We start from the raw sequence: 18,096 nt of genomic DNA, 5'->3' as shown, positions 1-18,096 counted from the left end.
CGGCTGTGTCATCGCTGCGGCACTGGCGGCGACACGCCTGGCGGATAGGCGGCCGGCTGCGCCATAGCCTCCGGCGCAGATGCAGGCACGAATTCAGGCACCGCCACAGGCTGACCGGGCGGCGCCGATGGCGGCGAGCCCAGTTGTGGCGTGGCCGGCAAGGCCGACGGCGGCACCGAAAATGACGTCGCAGGTTCCTGCGCCGGTGGCGGCGCAACGGGCGTCGTGACCGTGGTCGTGGTGACCGTCACTGGCGGCGCCAGAGCCGGCGTGGCAGGCCGCACACCCGTCGTCGGCAGCGCTACCGGTGCGCGCACGGCATTGTCGGGCCGGCGGCGGAAGCTCGCCTCGGTGCCGGCGCCAAACTCGGATGCGGACGCCGGCGGGCGCTGCACCGCGCGCACGATGCGCGGCGTGATCGACAGCAGGATCTCAGTGCGTCCGTTGCTGTCGGTCTGGCTGCCGAACAGGCGCCCGACGATCGGCAGGTCGCCCACGCCCGGCACCTTGGTGCCACTGCTGCGGTCTTCATTGCTGATCAGGCCAGCGAGCACCTGGTTCTCGCCATCCTTCAGTTGCAGCATGGTGGTCGCCGAGCGGCTGCCGATGCGGTAGGCCACGGTGCCGTTACGGGTCTCGACGCGCTCGCCCAGCGTGCTGACCTCGAGGTTGATGCGGATCGCCACCTCGTTGTTCAGGTAGATGGTCGGCTCGACGTTCAGCGTCAGGCCCACGTCCAGGTAGGTGATGTTATCGGACGCAAAGCCGCCAATCCCCGACGATACCGTCGCCGAGATATTCGGGATCTTGTCGCCGATGACGATCTTGGCCTTTTCCTTGTTGCGCACGCGGATGCGCGGATTGGCCAGCGTCGTCGTGTCGCCGTCGGTCTTGCTGGCGTTGAGCGTGGCGCTGATCGGGCCCGTCGTGATCGTACTGCTGTTCAGGCCACGCAGCTGGTCGATGGTCAGCACATTGCCGTCGAACGACGTCAGTGGCGAGAACCCGAGCGATGTCGGCCAGTTGATCCCCAGGTCCATCACGCTGCTGCGGTTGATCTCCAGCACCTCGACGTCGAGCATCACTTCGGGCTCCGGCACGTCCTGTAGCGCGACCAGCTGCGTGGCGATGCGGATCGCTTCCGGATTGTCGCGCAGGATCACCAGGTTCAGTTTTTCGTCGACCACCACGTCGCGGCTCTTGAGGATGGTCTTGAACGTGTTGGCGATCGACTTGGCGTCGGCATTCGCCAGGAAGAACGTCTTGACCGTCATTTCCTGGTACTCGCGCAGCTTGGCCGCGACGTTCGGGTAGATCAGGATCGTGTTGCCGTCCATGACCTGGCGCTCGAGCTGGTTCGTCATCAAGAGGTAGTACACGGCTGCTTCGACGGTGCTGTTCTTCAGGAAGATCGAAGTGCGGGTATCGGCCTTGACGTCCTTGTCGAAGATGAAGTTCAGGCCCGAGTGACGGGCGATGATCTCGAACACCTGCTTGAGCGGGGCATCGCGAAATTCGAGGCTGATGGGCTTGCGGTAGCTGGCCGCCAGCGCTGCCGGGCCGGACGGCGCAGCGGCCGCCTTCTCGTCGATCTCCAGCAGCAGCAGGCGCGCCGCCTCGTGCGCCGGGCGCTCGGTCAGCACGGCCGCGAGCTTGTTGCGCGCCGTGTCGATATCGTCCTTTTCAAAGGCGGCGCGCGCCTCGATCAGTGCGGCCGCATGGCGCCGGTCCGCCTCCACTTGGCGCAGGCCAGCGCGGGCGCGGTCGTTGCCCGGATCGATGGTCTGCACGCGCCGGTATTCGTTGCTGGCCACATCGATCTGGCCGGCGGCCAGCGCACGGTCGGCTGCTTCGACCATGCGCACGACGGTGCCGTCGCGCGCGCGCAGGTAGGCCGCCTTGTATTCGGGATTGCCGGGGTCGGAGGCCAGCGCCTCCTGGTACTTGGCCAGGCCGGCGCCGACCTTGTCCTGGGCCACCAGTGCGTTGCCCTCCTGGTAGGCGCGCTGCGCCGCGCAACCCGCGAGAAGAAACGGCAACAGCAGCAGGGTCAACCCCTGCATCGGCAAACGAGCCATCAATCGAATACTCCAATATTGAGCTGCTGGACCTGGTCCAGCGGCAGGTAAGTCAGGGTCAGCGTGGGCGGACGGATCGCGTCGACGCGGTAGGCGCCGTCGATCGTCGCGCCGTCGCGCACGAGATAGGTACGGTCGTTGCGGGCCAGGTAGATTTCCCAGACGCCGTCCTGGAGCGACTTGCCGATATACGTGAACGGCAGCGGTGGCGCCACGGGCGGCGGCGGTGGTGGCGGCGGTGCGTTCGACGGCGGCGGTGGCGGCGTCCAGTCGTGGCGCGCAAACAGGCCCTGCTCGCCCTCGCCGAAGCGCTCGCCGTCGGCGCCGATCAACTCGTCGCGCGGGACCAGGCGCACGATCGCGGTGTCTGCGAGCGGCTTGGCGACCACCGTGGCCGTGCTGCGCGCGGGCGCAGTGGTAGCCGTCTTTGCCACGCGCTCGGCCGGTTCGGCCAGCGTGTTGTCAGGGGTCGTATCGCCAAACACGACCAGGCCGGCGGCCAGCGCCAGTGCGCCACCCATGGCAATGTGACGCGGCTTCATCGTGCTTCTCCCGGTGTGGCGCTGCGCTCGGCGAGATAGAAGGTCAGGCGCAGCCGCGCATCAACGCCTGCCTCGCCAATCGCGTCGCGGCGAAACGCCACGTCGTCGAGCGAGGCATGCGGGACCGCGCGCAGCACGTCCATCGCAAACTGCCAGATCGCCCCGTAACTTCCCTTGACCGGCAGGTTGACCTGGTAAGCGACCAGCTTGGCGTTGCGGTCAACGGTGGTGCGATACTCGCCCTGCTCCAGCGTCAAACCATGGCGCGCGGCCAGTGCGAACACCGCTTTCAACTGGCGTTCCACGCTGCGCGCATCGCCCAGCGTCGCGTAGAACTGCGCCAGGTTCTGGTCGCTGCTCGGTGGCGGCGCGCTTGGTGCCGGGCGGGGTGGCAGCGGCGTGCGTGCGAGGCGGCGCGCCGCCTCGTAGTCTGCGTCGAGGCGGGCGCGCGCCGGCACCAGCGCGAACTGCACGGCTGCGCCGGCCACGATCAGTGCCACGACCAGCGCCACCAGCGGATTGACGCGCGCGAGCAGCAGGCGCGCGCGCAATGGCAGGGTCGCGAGCGTCATGGCGTCCCCCATTGCACGCTGACCTGGAAACGCAGCGGCCGGTTCGGGTCTTCCTGCATGACTTCATGGCGCATCAGCACCACACTCGTGAACCATTCCTCGGCCTGCAGGCGCGTGATGTAGGCCAGCATGTCGTCGCTGTTCTTGGCCTCGGCGCTGATGCGCAACGTACGCCGCTTCGCATCGGGTTCCAGCGCCAGCAGCGCGATCGAGGCTGGCGTGGCGTCGGCCAGCGCCGCCGCCAGGTCGCGCCATGGCAGGTTCAGTTGCTGCACGGCGGCGTTGACGGCGGTGACCTGCGCCGGCGCCAGGGTCACCTTGGGCGCGGCGGCCACCACGACTGGCGGCGGCGCACTGCGCACGGCCAGCGCCGCCTTCAAGTCGGTCAGCTCCTGCTGCTGCTCGACGTAGCGCTGGGTCATGAACCCTGCGGGCACGCACATCGCCAGCACGGCGGGCAGCATGAAGATCAGGCGCGGCGGCGTGCGAAACAGCGTGCGGCGCAGGCCCGGCGGGGCGAAATCGATGCGGGTGCGTTTCACGCCGGCGCTCCCGTGCGCGCCAGGCGCGCCAGGTCGGACCAGCCGTCGCCGGCGTTCTGCTCCAGCAGGCTGCACGCGAATTTCAGGCGCCCCGGACTGCTGCCCCAGGCGGCCGGCGCGGCGCCGCACAGTTGCAGCCGTTCGGGCCGTCCCACGCCCACGCGCAGCGCTTCGCGCGCCACGTGCGATTCCAGCCAGTCGCGATCGGCGCCAGCCGGGATCGGGCTGCTGCGCACGGCCATCAGGAGCGCGCCGTCGTAGGCTGCAAGCGACAGCACGCCGCCATGCACCTGGCCGAACCACGCCCCTGCCCTGCGCGCCTGGCGCCACTGATTGAGCGCGGCCACGAACTGCGGCCGGATGTCGACCAGGTGAAAGCGGTGGCTCTCGGCAGCCAGCTGCAGGCCATCGAGCAGGTTCAGTGGCGCGGCGCTGGCCAGGAACGGCTTGCCCGCATCCCAGTCGGCGCGGATCACCCATTCGGAAGGCGGGGCCCCGAACAGGTGCTGGAAACGCAGCGCGGCCGCCCCTTCCAGGTCGCCCATGCGCGTGGCGCCTTGCGGCGGCGTGACCTGCCACAGGCGGATCAATTCATCGGCCAGCACGACACTCACCGTCCAGCCGCCAGGCGCATGGTCGGCGAACAGCGCGGAGAGGCCCGTGGCCAGCGCATCGGGCGCGAACAGGTCGAGCCGCTGCTCGGCCAGCAGCACGGGCGCGCGGCCGAACAGGCGGTCGATCCTGACGAGGGCCAGGCCGTCGCTGGCAATGCCCAGGCGCAGGGTGTGTCCAAAGCGCAGATTGGTCCGCCTAAGCATGCAGGGTCACCCGCTTGATTTCATCGATGGTGGTGGCGCCGCGCCGCACCAGGTCGAGCGCAGCCAGGCGCAGGCTGCGCGTGCCGTTGGCGTGGGCCGCGGCCTTGATGCGGCGGATCGGCTGCTTGTCGACGATCAGTTCGCGGATCTCGTCGTTCAGGGTCAGGATTTCGGCAATCGAACGGCGGCCCTTGTAGCCGGTGCCGCGGCAATCGCCGCAACCCTTCCCGCGCATGAACAGGTAGTCACCCACCTCGGCACGCTCCAGGTGCACCGAGGCCAGTTCGAGATCCGTCGGATCGTGCTGCTCGCCGCAGCGCGGGCAGTTCATGCGGATCAGGCGCTGGGCCCAGATGCCGTTCAGGGCCGAGACGAACGCATACGGATCGATGCCCATGTGCGTGAAGCGCCCGAACACGTCGAACACATTGTTGGCGTGAACGGTCGTCAGGACCAGGTGACCGGTCAGCGCCGACTGCACCGCGATCTCGGCGGTCTCGCGGTCGCGGATCTCGCCGACCATGATCTTGTCCGGGTCGTGGCGCAGGATCGAGCGCAAGCCCTTGGCAAACGTCAGGCCCTTCTTTTCGTTGACCGGGATTTGCAGGATGCCGGGCAGCTGGTACTCCACCGGGTCTTCGATCGTGATGATCTTTTCGCGGCCGTTGTGGATTTCGGTCAGCGCCGCGTACAGCGTCGTGGTCTTGCCCGAGCCGGTGGGGCCAGTCACCAGCAGCATGCCGTAGGCTTCCTGCGCCAGGTGGCGCAGCGTGACGAGCGATGGCGCATCGAATCCCAGCGCTTCGAGCGTGAGCGAGCCGTAGGCTTCGATCATCGCGCGCTTGTCGAGAATACGGATCACCGCATCTTCGCCGTGAATGCTCGGCATGATCGACACGCGCAAATCGATGTCGCGCCCGGCCGCTTCGACCCGGAAACTGCCGTCCTGCGGCACGCGGCGCTCGGCGATATCGAGTTCGGCCAGCACCTTCAGGCGCGAGATGATGTGCTCGGCCAGCTCGATGCCACCCACGGTCGTGGCGTGATCGAGCACGCCGTCGACGCGGTATTTCACGGCCAGGCCGCCGGCCGTGCTTTCCAGGTGAATGTCCGAGGCGCCGGCTTTCAGCGCATCGTACAGCGTGGAGTTGACCAGCTTGACGGCCGGGCTGCCCGCTTCGGACACCGAGGCGAACGACAGCACGGTGCCGATCTTGCCGTCGCGCCGGCCGTCGGCTGCCCCACCCACGAGCGAATCGACGGCGCGCGCCGATTCTTCCTGCTTGGACAGGTAGGCCTGGATGTCGGCCTGCTGCGCCAGACACAGTTCGAGTGGCCGGCCAGGTGTGGCGCGCGCCTGGGCGCCGAGCCACGTCTGCAGATCGAGATCGAACGGGTCGGCCACCACGCCAACGAGGCGCCCGTCGGCGTGGCGCAGCAGCGCGCAGTGACGCGACAGCGCCTGCGCCAGCGGCAGCAGGTCGAACGCCGGCGCAAGCAGCAGCATCTCGCCCGTTTCCATGACGGGCAGCGCAAACAGCCCGGCCAGGTCGTCGACCAGTTCACGCGCGTCGCGCCCGGTCAGCGCTTCCAGCTCGGCCACGAGGCCCCGGCGCGATACGTTGGCCGCTGCTCTGGCCTGCGCCAGGATGGCGGGATCGAACGGCGCGGCGGTCACGACATGTCTCCTGCCAGATCGAAGATCGGCATGTACAGCAGCACGACGATGGCGCCGACCACGAGGCCGATCGCCGCCATCAGGAGCGGCTCGAAGGTGCGCGTGAAGCGGTCGATCCAGCGCCCGATTTCGCCATCATAGAAGGCGGCCGACTGGGTCAGCATCGGCCCCATTTCGCCCGTGCGTTCACCCACGCGCAGCATGCGCAGCGAGATCGGCGTGGTCAGGCCATGGGCTTCGAAGGCGTTCGACATCGGCTCGCCCGACTCGATCGCGGCGCGCGCCGCCGCCAGGTTTTTTGCCAGATGCGGCGAGACCATTTGCTGCACGGTTTCGATGGCGCCGACGATCGTGATGCCGCCTTCGGTCAGCATGCCGAGCGTCAGGTACAGGCGTGAGAGTTCATAGACGCGCGCACGCTCGCCGATGCCGGGCACGCGCCGCAGCAGCCGGCCCATGCCGCCGCTGCGGCGCAGATGGCGGATGCCGGCGACGATGCTGGCGACCACCAGCACGATACCGATCAGGATCGCCGTCTCGTGGCCGGACGCGAACTGGCCCCAGTCGAGCAGCCGCTGCGACAGCCAAGGCAGGTCGCGACCGGCGCCCTGGTAGACCTCGGCGAATTTGGGCACCACGTAGCCAATCAGGAAGCCGGACACGCCCCCGCCGACCATCAACAGGATCACCGGATAGATGGAGGCGCTGACGATTTTGGCGCGCACGGTGTCGATGCGCTGCTGGTAATCGATGTAGCGCGTCAGTGCGCGCGGCAGATCGCTGGTGCCTTCGGCGGCGCGCACGATGCCGATGTACAGCGGCGGGAACAGCGCTGGCTGCGCCGCCAGCACGGCCGAAAAACGCTTGCCTTCACGCAGGCCGCCGAGCAGGCGTTCGAGCACGGCGCGGGTGGGCGCGGCGCTTTCCTTTTCCAGCAGGGCTTCGAGACTTTCGACGATGCCGAGACCAGCGTTGAGCAGCGCGAGCAGCTCCTGGCTGAACAGGACCAGAGATAATTTGGCGCCGCGCGAACTGGCCAGGCGTGCGCCGCGCGCCGGTTCGACGGCGCTGACGAACAGGCCGCGCGCCTCGATCTGGCGGCGTGCATCCTGCGCATCGAGCGCATCCACGACGAGGTTGGCGATCGACATGTCGGGCGCGAGGGTACGAACGGCAAACTGCATGGGCGGTGCTGTCAGGTGGGTGATGCAGACAATGAGGCGAACAACGTCGTTCAGTTCGACGTGATGTCGGCGTTCTCGCCAGCGCCGCCGGGCTGGCCGTCCTTGCCCAGCGAAAGCACTTCGTATTCGGCCCGGGCGCCAGGCGCGCGGTACTGGTACGCATTGCCCCACGGATCGAGCGGCACGGCTTTCTTCAGGTACGGGCCATTCCATTTGACGCCGGCGCTGGGTGGGGCCGTCATCAGGGCCGCCAGGCCTTCTTCGGTGGTCGGATAGCGCCCTACATCGAGCCGGTACGTATCGAGCGTTTTATCGAACGCATCGATCTGGGCCTTGGCCGCGGTGACTTCGGATTTGCCGAGCTGGGAAAAATATTTCGGGCCGACATAGGCCGCAAGCAAACCGATGATGACGATCACCACCAGCAATTCCAGCAACGTGAACCCGGCGCTGCGACGCGCGGCGCCCCGTTTCATGGCAAAAAACATCAACCGACTCCTCATGTGCTTCTCGAAAAAAATACCTCTGAACGGTATCACGCGCTCTAGCAGAAGGACAACTCTTGTTTTGCGATACCACCCAGCGTCAAAGCTGTAGACCCGAAACAAACAGCACCTTGTTCAATTACCGTTACAAAAACACCACAATTCATACCAACGTCATAAAACCGTAAAAAAAAGACTGGTCGCTGTGGAAACCGAATTTAATTAATCAAATGCTCGAAAACTCAAGATTTTTCCTGTTAAGAATTTTTACATTTTAATTATTTCCATTGATATATTTATTTACAACGCAACACATAGTTGCACTTTTACCGGTCTTGCCGTATCGCGGCAGGAACCAACACAACGACAAAGGCACATCATGATTCGGCAAGCACGATTGGCATCACCGACCCTCGGCAGCACCCTTGCAATGTTATGCAGCGCCACGCTTGGCGCTGTCGTCCTGACCGCGTCGGCCCAGGCAGCCACCATCGGCTTCGAAAGCGGCTATGGGGCTGTCGCGCATGGCGAGACCTACCAGGAGTCGGGCTTCTCGATGCGGTTCGATGCCTACAACCCGCAAGCCGACAGCAGTACCGGCGTCGGCGCCTTTGTCGATGGCAGCGACCCATGGGCCTGTGACATGGCATGCCCGGTCAATAATTCGAGCATGTACTACGGCGCCTTCAACGACAGCGTCGTCTGGATCACGGCCGAGGACCGCAATCCATTCCGTATGCTCGGCGTGGACGCGAGTTTCATTGGCAATACGACCGAACTTGGCGGCTACCCGGCAATTTCAGGCCTGCTGCGCGTGCAGGGCTTTCGAGCCGACGGCACATCGTCTTTTATCAACCTGGCACTTGATGGTCCATCCGGGGCTGGATTCGAATTCGGCAGCTATGACATGGACACGTTCTCGCGACTGGAGTTCATGAGAATCGCTCTCTTTGGCTTCGTTTGCGATGCCGCGCGCGAATGCGGCTCCTTCAATACCAATCAGGGGCAGTTTGCGATCGATAACCTCAACCTGGAATCAGGCCCGGCCGCCGATGTGCCGGAACCGGCCACCGCCCTGCTGTTCGGCCTCGGCATCGCCGGCCTGGCCGCCAGCGCACGCCGCCGCCGCAGCAACAGCCTTGCCATCCGCGCCTGACCCCCACAACGTATCCCGGGAACGAATCACCATGAAACTCCGTCCGCTTTCTGCTGCAGTACTGCTGGTCTTGTCCAGCCTGACGATCACCGTCCAGGCCGACGACGTACGCCGCCCATACATCATTCAACTGGCCGACAAGCCAATCGCCGGCTACACCGGCGAGATCGCCGGCATGCCTGCGACCCAGCCGACCGCAGGCAGCCGCCTGAACCTGGAAACCCAGAATGTAGTTCTCTACAACAACTACCTGACCCGCAAGCAGGCAGCCGTGCGCGCCGTCGTCGCCAGCGCACCGGTGCTGCACGAATACAGCGTGGTCCTGAACGGCTTTGCCGCCATGCTGACCGATGCCGAAGTGCGCACGCTGATGGCGCGCACCGACGTGGTCACGGTCTCGCCGGACGTACCGCGCGAACTGGCCACCACCTACACCCCGACCTTCCTCGGCCTGGATCAACCCGGCGGCCTGTGGTCGCAGCTCGGTGGCCAGGGCGCCGCCGGCGAGGACATCATCATCGGCATCGTCGATGGCGGTATCTGGCCCGAGCATCCATCGTACGCCGACCGTGTCGACGCCAACGGCAAGCCGACCTTCGCCACCAGCGGCTCCATCGTGTACGATGCGCCGCCGTCGCGCTGGAAAGGCACGTGCCAGACCGGCGAAGGCTTTACCGCCGCCGATTGCAACAACAAGCTGATCGGCGCCCAGTATTTCGACGCCAGCTACCGCTCGAGCAACCGGGTGAGCCACTGGACCGAATTCAATTCGTCGCCGCGCGATTCGATCGGCGGCACCACCGGCGAAGGCGGCCACGGCACCCACACCTCCACCACGGCCGGCGGCAATGCCCGCTCGACCGCGATTGTCGGCGGCGTCGCCATCGGCGAAATGAGCGGCATGGCCCCGCGCGCGCGTATCGCTTCGTACAAGGTCTGCTGGACCTACCTGGACTCGGGCCAGGCCAGTGGCCGGCGCAATGCCTGCTTCACCGGCGACAGCGTGGCGGCCATTGAAAAGGCGGTCGTCGATGGCGTGCACGTGATCAACTTCTCGATCAGCGGTGGTGAGTCGATCATCGACCCGGTCGAGCAAGCCTTCTTCAATGCCTCGAACGCCGGCGTGTTCGTTGCTGCCTCAGCCGGCAACAGCGGCCCGGCAAACACGGTCGCCCACATCAGTCCATGGCAGGCAACGGTTGCCGCCTCGACCCACAACCGCGAACTGCAGGCCACCGTCACCCTCGGCAACGGCCGCAGCTTCCGCGGCGCTTCGATGAACTCGACGGCCGTGGGCCCGGCGCCAATGATCACCGCCGAATCGGCGGCGCTGCCTGGCGCCAATCCGACGCTGGTGGCACGGTGCTACAGCGCCAGCGAAAACGGCGGCCAGGCCGTGCTCGATCCGGCCAAGGTGGCCGGCAAGATCGTGACCTGTACCCGCGGCGGCAATGCGCGTGTCGACAAGAGTCTGGCCGTGAAGGACGCCGGCGGTGTCGGCATGGTGCAGATCGACAACGGCTCCGGCCTGGTGGCCGAAGTACATGCAGTCCCGTCGGTGCACGTCAACGCCAACGATGGCGCTCTCATCAAGGCGTATGCCGCAACGTCCGGCGCCACCGCGTCGATCTCGACCTTCGTGATCGGCACGTCGAGCGTGTCGGCACCGATGATGGCCAGCTTCTCGTCGCGCGGCCCGAACCGCTACGACCCGAACGTGCTCAAGCCTGACCTGACCGCACCTGGCGTGGACGTCATCGCCGGCGTCTCGCCGAACATGACCGAAGCGCAGCGCGCAGCGCTGCTGACCGGCACGCTCGATCCGGTGCCGGTGGCCTGGGCGTCGTACCAGGGCACGTCGATGTCGAGCCCGCACGTGGCCGGCCTGGCCGCCCTGCTGCGCCAGCAGCATCCGACCTGGTCGCCAGCCATGATCAAATCGGCACTGATGACGACCGCCACCGACACCTTTGCCGATGCGATCCAGTCCGGCGATACACGCGGGCGTCTGCCGTTCGGCCAGGGCGCAGGCCATGTGGCACCAAACGCTGCGGCCAATCCGGGCCTGGTGTATGACATCACCGAACGCGATTACCGCAAATACATGTGCGGCGCGGGCATCGCAGCGCAATGTAGCGGCGGTAGCATCGCCGGCTACAACCTGAACCTGCCATCGATCGCGGTTGGCAACGTTCTGGGCACCGTCACCGTCACCCGCTCGGTCACCAATGTCAGCGACAGCGAATCGACCTACACGCCGACAGTGGCGATCACGGGCTTTACCGCCACGGTCAGCCCGACCTCGCTCACCGTGCCGGCCGGCGAGACGCGCCAGTACAGCGTGACGCTGACCCGCACCAACGCCGTCGAGAATGTGTGGCAGTTCGGTTCGCTGACCTGGTCGGACGGCACCCACCGCGTGCGCAGCCCGATCGTGGCCCGCTCGGGCCGCCTGATCTCGGCGCCTGCCCTTGTGGAAAGCGACCGCGCCAGCGGCGGCAAGTCGCTCACCATCAGCACCGGGTTCGCCGGCAAGATGGGCGTGGCGGCCGGCGGCATGAAGGAAATCAACCGCATTGCCGGCACCGTGGGCACTGCCAACCCGGCGATCTTCAGCACCCGGGAAACGATGCGCCAGGCCTGCCTGGCCAGCGTACCAGGCGTGTTCGTGTCAAAGGTAGTGGTGCCAAGCAACACGATGGCGGCGAAGTTCGAACTGTTCGACCGTGACATCACGGGCGAAGGCACGAACGACCTCGACCTGCTCGTGCTCAACGGTGCGAATGCCGATGTGGGCTATTCGGGCAACGGTACGTCGGACGAAATGGTCACGCTGACCTCGCCAAGCGCCGGCACCTACACGGTCTGCGCCCTCGGCTACGACACCGTCAACGGCGGCGTGATCGGTTTCGGCCTGCATGCCGGCGTCGTCACCACGGCCGACCGCGCCTACAACTTCAAGGCGCTGGTGCCTGCCCAGGTGTACGTGGGCGGTACGGCAACGGTCACCACGAGCTGGTCGGGTCTGCCAACCGGCAAACGCTTCCTGGGCGCCATCCGCTTGCTTGAACCAAGCGGCGCGGTTGCCTCGACGACGCTGCTGCAGGTGGAAACCAACAGCCCGATTCCACGTGCGGCCTCGGGCGCACGCAAGAAGGACCTGGGCCGGTAAAGTGATGGTGTGGTAAACGACAAAGCGCGCCTCGGCGCGCTTTGTCATTGCAGGCGACTACAACCTTCGCCGGATAAGCGATTAATTGGCTGGGGACCCGGTGCCGAGCTGGCAGGTGCCGGCCACGCAGACCGCGCCCGGATCGGCTTTCAGCATGCAGGTCGACACCATGCCGCTGGCCGTGAGCGCGGCCTTGGTCTCGGCATACGAACGTTCGGACAGCGCGCGCAGCGCATTGGCGTCGCTCTTTTGCGTGGAATACGGCAGGTATTCCTGCGGGCCGCCACAGGCCATGGCGCCCACCGGCAGCGTGCGGCATTGCGCGTTGTCGCTGCACGTCGGCGTGCCGATCTGGCGCCGGATGTCGGCCAGCGTAGTGGCTGGCGCCGTGCTGATCGAGGTTTCACCCTTGACCTGGGCGCGGACGGGACCTTGGGCCTGGCTCGTGCAGGCGGCGCAGCTGACGAGCAGCAAAAGTAAGAGTTTGTTCATGGGGCTATCTTCGCGTGCGTTCGGCTTGCGGTCAAGCGAATTGCGCCCGCCCAGCCGGCCACGATGTTCTTGCAGCGACGCTCAGAGCAGGCGCAGCGCCATGCAGCGCGCCACCGCGTGCGCCCGGTTGGCCACGCCCAGCACCCGGTAGCTGCGCTGCAGGTGGTTCTTCACCGTCAGCGCGCTGATGCCAAGCTGGCGCGCCACTTCTTCGTTGCTGTGTCCCGCCCGTATGCGGTCGAGCACGGCCAGTTCGCGCCCGCTCAGGGGCCGCGCCGGCGCGCTGTCGGCACTCGGCCCGGCGCTGGCAGCGACCGGCATGCGCAGCAATCCCAGATGCAGATACGGCAGCAGCAACTGCAGAAAATAGACGTGGCGCGCATCCGGCCGCGATGGCATGCCCAGCAGCGCGAATACCGTGCCGGCTGTCCCCGGCTGCGCGCTGCCATGCACGAGCGCGTGGTCCATGCCCGTCGCGCGCAAGGCGATGTCATTGGCATCGATCACGGTGGGCATGGCGCGCTCCGCCTGCCAGCGCGTGACCAGCGCCGGCGCCACACCGGCCTTGAGCTGCGCCAGCGCAGCGCGGTCGAGCACGGCGCGGTGCAGGCACTCGACATGGTCGACGGCGCCGGTCGCATCCAGCGTCACGCACAGCATGATCTCGTGGGGCAGCAGCGCCTGGAACGCCCCCTGCGTCCACAGGAACAGCTGGCGCCGCTCGGTGAGTCCGACACCCGACTCGATCGTACGCAGCAGGTATTCCTGCTCCAGCTTGTCGAGGATCGTCATGCTGCCCGCACCAGCGCCGGCAGGCCGGCAGTGAAGCGGTAACCGGCGCCGCGCACGGTCTGGATGCGCTCGCCCTGCCCGTCCGGCCCCAGCGCCTGGCGCAGGCGCCCGACATGGGTGTCGACGGTCCGTTCGTCGAGCACTGCATGACGGCCCCAGACACGGTCGAGCAACTGCGGCCGTGAATGCACGCGCTCGGGATGGCGCATCAGGAACGCCAGCAGGCGAAATTCGATGGGACCGAGCAGGATCGGACGACCGCCGGCACTGACTTGCAACGTGTCCGGATCGAGGTGCAGGCCACCGTCGCGCAGCGCCGCAGCGCCGGCCGGCGCCAGGCGGCGCAGCACGGACTGCGTGCGGGCAAGTAATTCGCGGGTGCTGAATGGTTTGGTGACGTAATCGTCGGCGCCCGATTCCAGCGCAAGCACCTTGTCGGCCTCGGCGCCGCGCTCTGTGAGCATGATCACGCCCATGTCGCGCGTGCTGGCGTGCGCGCGCAGACGGCGCACCAGGGTTTCGCCACTCTGGCCTGGCAATTCCCACTCGATCAGCACCAGATTCGGCAAACCGCGCGCCATGCGTACCAGTGCACTTTCCGCATCCGGACAACACTCCACCAGATAGCCGGCACTGACGAAATTGAGTCTCAATAATTGCTGGACAGCAGGGTCAGGATCGACCGCGAGAATCTGGACTGGCATGGAAGGCATATGTAATGTCTGCGCGACAATACAATGACTATGCCCCAAGGATCAAATGTTTATAAATACAATTTCTTTATCGTATTTATATGTTTATAAAATAAATACAGCGCAGCGGCCTGTTGGTCGCTGCGCTGTATATACCTGCAGTGCAGGGTTTAACCGCGCTGTTGCATCCGGCGGGTGGCGACGATCAGCAGCAGGCCGGTGGCCAGCAGCAGCCATTCGCCTGGTTCCCGGACTTCGGCAACCTGGGCCACTTGCGCGACCCCTGGCGCATACACGATCAGTTCGTCTGCCAAGCCAGGCACCAGATCAATCGTGAACAGGTCGCCATCAGCGCCCAGGAAAGTGTCGAAGGTATCGTTCAAGAGCGCCACATTGAACAGCGTACCGAATACGTCGTTGCCCAGGTCGAAGCTCACATCGAACGACAACCACCCGCCGAAGTTAACCGCCTGGTCAAACAAGTTCAGGCCCGTCGAATTGCCCAGCGTTACGCCGCCAACGACATCGCCAGTGACATCACCCGTGGCTTGGGGCGCGCCCACGAAGTTGCCACTGAAGTTGCTTGCGTTGGCGAAGCTCTGCCCGGCGTCGCCGACAGCGTTGAAGCCCATCGACAGAAAGCCCGTGCTGCCGGCCAGGGACGACGTGTCAAGCGAGACGCGGTACAGCGGGCCGGCCAGCGCGGCCGGCGCACCAACTGCGATCGAGAGCGCCAGCAAGATGCGGAAGAACAGGGAATAAAGGTTGTTCATTTCATTTTCCTTTTAAAGCGCGCCGGAAACCAGCTGCGGCGTGTAAGTGATGGACCGTCGGTCGGTATTGGTGAATGTGGTCGTGAATGTGACGACAGCGCCTGGTGCAATGCTGGCTTGCGGCAGCGTCAGGTACGGCGCGCCATTGCGCACACCGCTGCGGTTGTCCAGCGTGACGCCTTCTGACAAGCCCGGCAACACGAAATGCAGCGGGCCGCTCAGCACCGTCGCGCCCGTGTTGGTGATGGTGATCTTGCCGCTGTACTTGCCGGTGACGCGGTTGAACGCAAGGCCGCCGACGGCAACCTTGACACTGCTCGTAACATCGCTGTACGCCGGCGTCAGGTTCAGGCTCACCACCAGCGGATCGTGATCCGATGCACGGTAGGCATTGTTGCGGAAAGGATCCTGCACGGTGTCGTTCAGGTTGTAGTCGATGGTTTCCGGCTCATCCGCATTGCTGTGCCATTCAGCGGCGCCCACCACTTGCGTTGCCAGCGAGCTGCTTGCCAGTGCGTGGTCGAGGTAGCCCGACAGGCCGTCGAACACATACGAGTACGGCATCGCGTTCGGGCGCACTAAACGCTCGAGCAGGTTGACCATGCCGGCCACGCCGGTCAGGTGGTTGATCGGGCTTTCGAAGGCGTAGGCGTTCAGGTCACCAATGACCAGCACGTCCGGGTCGCCAGCGGCCGCGATCACTTGCGGGATGAAGTACGACGTCAGGCGCTGGGCCTGTGCGGTGCGGGTGCGGTCCCAGCAACCTGCGCCGTTGCCCGGATCGGTATCGCCGGCGCCGGCGCCGCTGCAACCGCCCTTGGATTTCAGGTGGTTCACGACCACCGAGAACTTGCCCCCGCCATTGCTGGCCATGAAGGTCTGGGCCATCGGCGCACGGTTGTTGACGGCGTTGCCGTCAGACAGCGCACCGCCCACCAGCGACACGACCGATGGCTTGTAGATCATCGCCACGCGGATCGCATCGGTGCCCAGCGCGACCGGCTGCGGCACGACGGCGTACTTGCCCGGCGCCGTGGCCGCGTTGAGCTGCTCGACCAGGTAGCCAACTGCGATGTCACGGTTGTTCTGGATTTCCATCAGGCCCACGACATCGGCATCGAGTGCGGCCAGCGACTTGACGATCTTGTCGCGCTGGCGGATGAATTCGGCCGTGTTGTCGGCACCGCGGCAGTTGCCGGCGGACGTCGAGTTGCCGATCGTGCAGCCCTGGCCGGTGCGGCCCCAGGCATCGCGCCCGTCGGTGAAGGTCGTGAAGAAGTTGAGCACGTTGGCGCTACCGACCTTGATGCCCGCAGGCAGGATCGGCGCAGCGGTGCGCTCATTGGTGCGGGCAAAGGTCGGGGCCATGGTCGGCTGCAGCTTGAAGCCGGCGCCGCCACCGCCCAGCGCGCCATAGTCGATCACGCCGGTCAGGTCGGTGACGGTGTCGCCGACGCGCACGGTGCCATCGTCGGCCAGGTACGGAATCACGGCTGGCGCGACAAAGATGCCGTCGTCCAGCACGATCTGGTTGGCCTGGTGTTCCTGGTACAGGGCCAGCGCTTCGGGCGAACCGAGGAGGAAGCGGTTGGTCGGATTTTCGCGGCGGCCATTGGCAAGGATCAGTTCACCACGGTCACCGACGTTGCGGTTGCCATTCACCGTCAATGGCGACGTGAAGCGCACCAGCATGGCTTCGACACTGGCCAGATCGGTGTTCGGCAACACGATATTGGTCGGCGTAACGGTCGGACCGGTACCCAGGCGCTGTACGCCGGTGACGTTGGAAAATTCGGTATAGCTGCGGGTGGCGCCGGTCGGACGGTATTCGATGATCGTTCCGGTCACGCGCACCAGTTCGCCGATCGGCGCATCGGTCGAGGCACCAAAGACATACAGGCCATCCGACGTCGACGGGTCGCCATCGCCGGCGGCATCCTGGATGAAGAAGCCGCTGCCGACCTTGGCCGTGATCACGCCTTGCGTGGACTGGACCGTGCCGACATACGGGCTGGTTGCGCCCGAGCCCTGGATGGCAGGAATGCGCAATTCACCGGCGACATTGACGTTGACGGAGCAGGTTGCGGCGTCACCGGCGGCATTGCCGAACTGGATCTGGACCGGATAGCTGCCCGCGGCCAGCGTGTCGGCAATGACGAGCTGCGCCTGGGCACGTCCGCCAACGGCCCCGGCTGCTGCGAAGTCGAGCAGGCTGATGCCTGGACGAGCGCCGGCGATGATGCTGGCGCTGTTGACGATGCTGTCGCCGTCGATGGCCGACAGGACGGTCGACGAACTGCTGCCCTGCGCGACCTGGACCGCCGCCGGGCAGGTCAGCACGATCGGCTGCACGACCGGACCGCCGCATGCCTGGATGGCCGAGCCCGTGCTGCGTGGGCCGGTGACGGGCGCGGCGGCAAAGTCGTCACGATTGTTGTCGGTGTCCTGGCAGCCCAGTGCGGCGCGCTGGATCGAATTGACGGTCGATGGGACCGGTGCTGGCGCGCCTTCGGCGTGGTTGGCGCTGCCGAAGCCCACCAGGTCGATCAGGTTCGTGCCATTGCCCGCCGGCATCTGCGTGATGCTACCGGACAGCGCCACCTTGCCCCCACCTGCCGCCATGTCAAAGCTGGCGCTGGTGACGTCGCCCGTGCCCACTGGCATGGCGTTGGCCTGGGTGCCGGTGCGGCCGACCATCAGGAAATACTGACCGGGCTTGAGTTCCACCGGCGGCAAACGCGTGACCGAATTCCAGGTAGTGCCGCCCGCGGACTGGTATTGCAAGCTCATGCCATCCAGACTGACCGGCGAGGAACTGCGATTGAACAGCTCGACGAAGTCGTGGCTCCACTGACCGCCGGCATTATTCGAATGGGCGTACAGCTGGCTGATCACAACGTCGCCCGGGGCAGCCGAGGCTGTCGCAGCAAAGCCCGCGATCAAGGTCGCCAGCAGCGTGCGCCGTGGCATGAAAGATGCAAAGGTGGTCATGGATTCCCTGTTGGTTGTCGTGCAAGACATGCTTGCGGCATTCATTAACAAAAATCATAGTAAATGCGCAAATTGACAACATGATGACGCTGCATTAGTCCGAAGGAACTAATCTTCAGCATGCATACA

General features: G+C 65.7%; 15 protein-coding genes. 2 read left to right on the top strand and 13 right to left on the bottom strand.

Annotated elements, in window-relative coordinates:
• Positions 1–8 precede the first annotated feature (8 nt).
• From AC56LW_RS21200 to gspG, 8 genes are read right to left on the bottom strand one after another with little or no spacing between them, the layout of a single operon-like run.
• The gene (locus AC56LW_RS21200; protein ID WP_499637357.1) at positions 9–2,078 is read right to left on the bottom strand and encodes a secretin GspD/PilQ domain-containing protein; all 2,070 of its coding nucleotides are present in this window, start codon (positions 2,076–2,078) and stop codon (positions 9–11) included.
• A complete protein-coding gene (locus AC56LW_RS21195) occupies positions 2,078–2,620 on the bottom strand; it encodes a hypothetical protein (protein WP_499637355.1) in 543 nt (180 codons plus the stop codon). Before AC56LW_RS21195 ends, AC56LW_RS21200 begins: the two co-directional genes overlap by 1 nt.
• Positions 2,617–3,192 carry a hypothetical protein gene (locus AC56LW_RS21190; protein ID WP_499637353.1) on the bottom strand — a complete coding sequence of 192 codons (576 nt, stop codon included), beginning with the start codon at positions 3,190–3,192 and terminating at the stop codon, positions 2,617–2,619. The genes AC56LW_RS21195 and AC56LW_RS21190 overlap by 4 nt, the downstream gene beginning before the upstream one ends.
• Positions 3,189–3,734, bottom strand: coding sequence for a PilN domain-containing protein (locus tag AC56LW_RS21185; RefSeq protein WP_499637351.1), 546 nt, complete (start codon positions 3,732–3,734; stop codon positions 3,189–3,191). The genes AC56LW_RS21190 and AC56LW_RS21185 overlap by 4 nt, the downstream gene beginning before the upstream one ends.
• Positions 3,731–4,552, bottom strand: coding sequence for a hypothetical protein (locus tag AC56LW_RS21180; RefSeq protein ID WP_499637349.1), 822 nt, complete (start codon positions 4,550–4,552; stop codon positions 3,731–3,733). Before AC56LW_RS21180 ends, AC56LW_RS21185 begins: the two co-directional genes overlap by 4 nt.
• Positions 4,545–6,230 carry a GspE/PulE family protein gene (locus AC56LW_RS21175; RefSeq protein WP_499637347.1) on the bottom strand — a complete coding sequence of 562 codons (1,686 nt, stop codon included), beginning with the start codon at positions 6,228–6,230 and terminating at the stop codon, positions 4,545–4,547. Before AC56LW_RS21175 ends, AC56LW_RS21180 begins: the two co-directional genes overlap by 8 nt.
• Positions 6,227–7,414 (bottom strand): type II secretion system F family protein, encoded by a 1,188-nt coding sequence (locus AC56LW_RS21170; RefSeq protein WP_499637346.1) that lies wholly within the window; start codon positions 7,412–7,414, stop codon positions 6,227–6,229. Before AC56LW_RS21170 ends, AC56LW_RS21175 begins: the two co-directional genes overlap by 4 nt.
• A gap of 50 nt (positions 7,415–7,464) precedes the next feature.
• Complete coding sequence (gspG, locus tag AC56LW_RS21165) at positions 7,465–7,902, bottom strand: type II secretion system major pseudopilin GspG (RefSeq protein WP_258836125.1); 438 nt, start codon at positions 7,900–7,902, stop codon at positions 7,465–7,467.
• 427 nt (positions 7,903–8,329) lie between these two features.
• On the opposite strand from gspG, the gene AC56LW_RS21160 reads away from it, so the two are divergent.
• Positions 8,330–9,055: an NF038120 family PEP-CTERM protein gene (locus AC56LW_RS21160; RefSeq protein ID WP_332533423.1), complete on the top strand. Its 726-nt coding sequence runs from the start codon at positions 8,330–8,332 to the stop codon at positions 9,053–9,055.
• A gap of 31 nt (positions 9,056–9,086) precedes the next feature.
• Entirely contained in the window at positions 9,087–12,227 is a 3,141-nt protein-coding gene (locus tag AC56LW_RS21155; RefSeq protein ID WP_499637344.1) for a S8 family serine peptidase, read from the top strand.
• An 81-nt stretch (positions 12,228–12,308) separates the two neighbouring features.
• Here AC56LW_RS21155 and AC56LW_RS21150 read toward each other — a convergent pair whose 3' ends face one another.
• The 5 genes from AC56LW_RS21150 to AC56LW_RS21130 form a co-directional block, all read right to left on the bottom strand.
• The gene (locus AC56LW_RS21150) at positions 12,309–12,719 is read right to left on the bottom strand and encodes a hypothetical protein (protein ID WP_332533421.1); all 411 of its coding nucleotides are present in this window, start codon (positions 12,717–12,719) and stop codon (positions 12,309–12,311) included.
• Positions 12,720–12,800: 81 nt separating this feature from the next.
• A complete protein-coding gene (locus AC56LW_RS21145; RefSeq protein WP_499637342.1) occupies positions 12,801–13,511 on the bottom strand; it encodes a LuxR C-terminal-related transcriptional regulator in 711 nt (236 codons plus the stop codon).
• A complete protein-coding gene (locus AC56LW_RS21140; RefSeq protein ID WP_332533443.1) occupies positions 13,508–14,215 on the bottom strand; it encodes a winged helix-turn-helix domain-containing protein in 708 nt (235 codons plus the stop codon). Before AC56LW_RS21140 ends, AC56LW_RS21145 begins: the two co-directional genes overlap by 4 nt.
• Positions 14,216–14,373: 158 nt before the next feature.
• Entirely contained in the window at positions 14,374–14,976 is a 603-nt protein-coding gene (locus tag AC56LW_RS21135) for an NF038129 family PEP-CTERM protein (RefSeq protein WP_499637340.1), read from the bottom strand.
• A 12-nt stretch (positions 14,977–14,988) separates the two neighbouring features.
• Positions 14,989–17,967, bottom strand: a complete 2,979-nt coding sequence (locus AC56LW_RS21130) for an ExeM/NucH family extracellular endonuclease (protein WP_499637338.1) — start codon at positions 17,965–17,967, stop codon at positions 14,989–14,991.
• Positions 17,968–18,096 lie beyond the last annotated feature (129 nt).

It is taken from the genome of Telluria sp. LT2P80 (genome assembly GCF_059685955.1).
The sequence above is the reverse complement of the archived record's forward strand: the minus strand, read 5'-3'. Positions and strand labels throughout refer to the sequence as shown.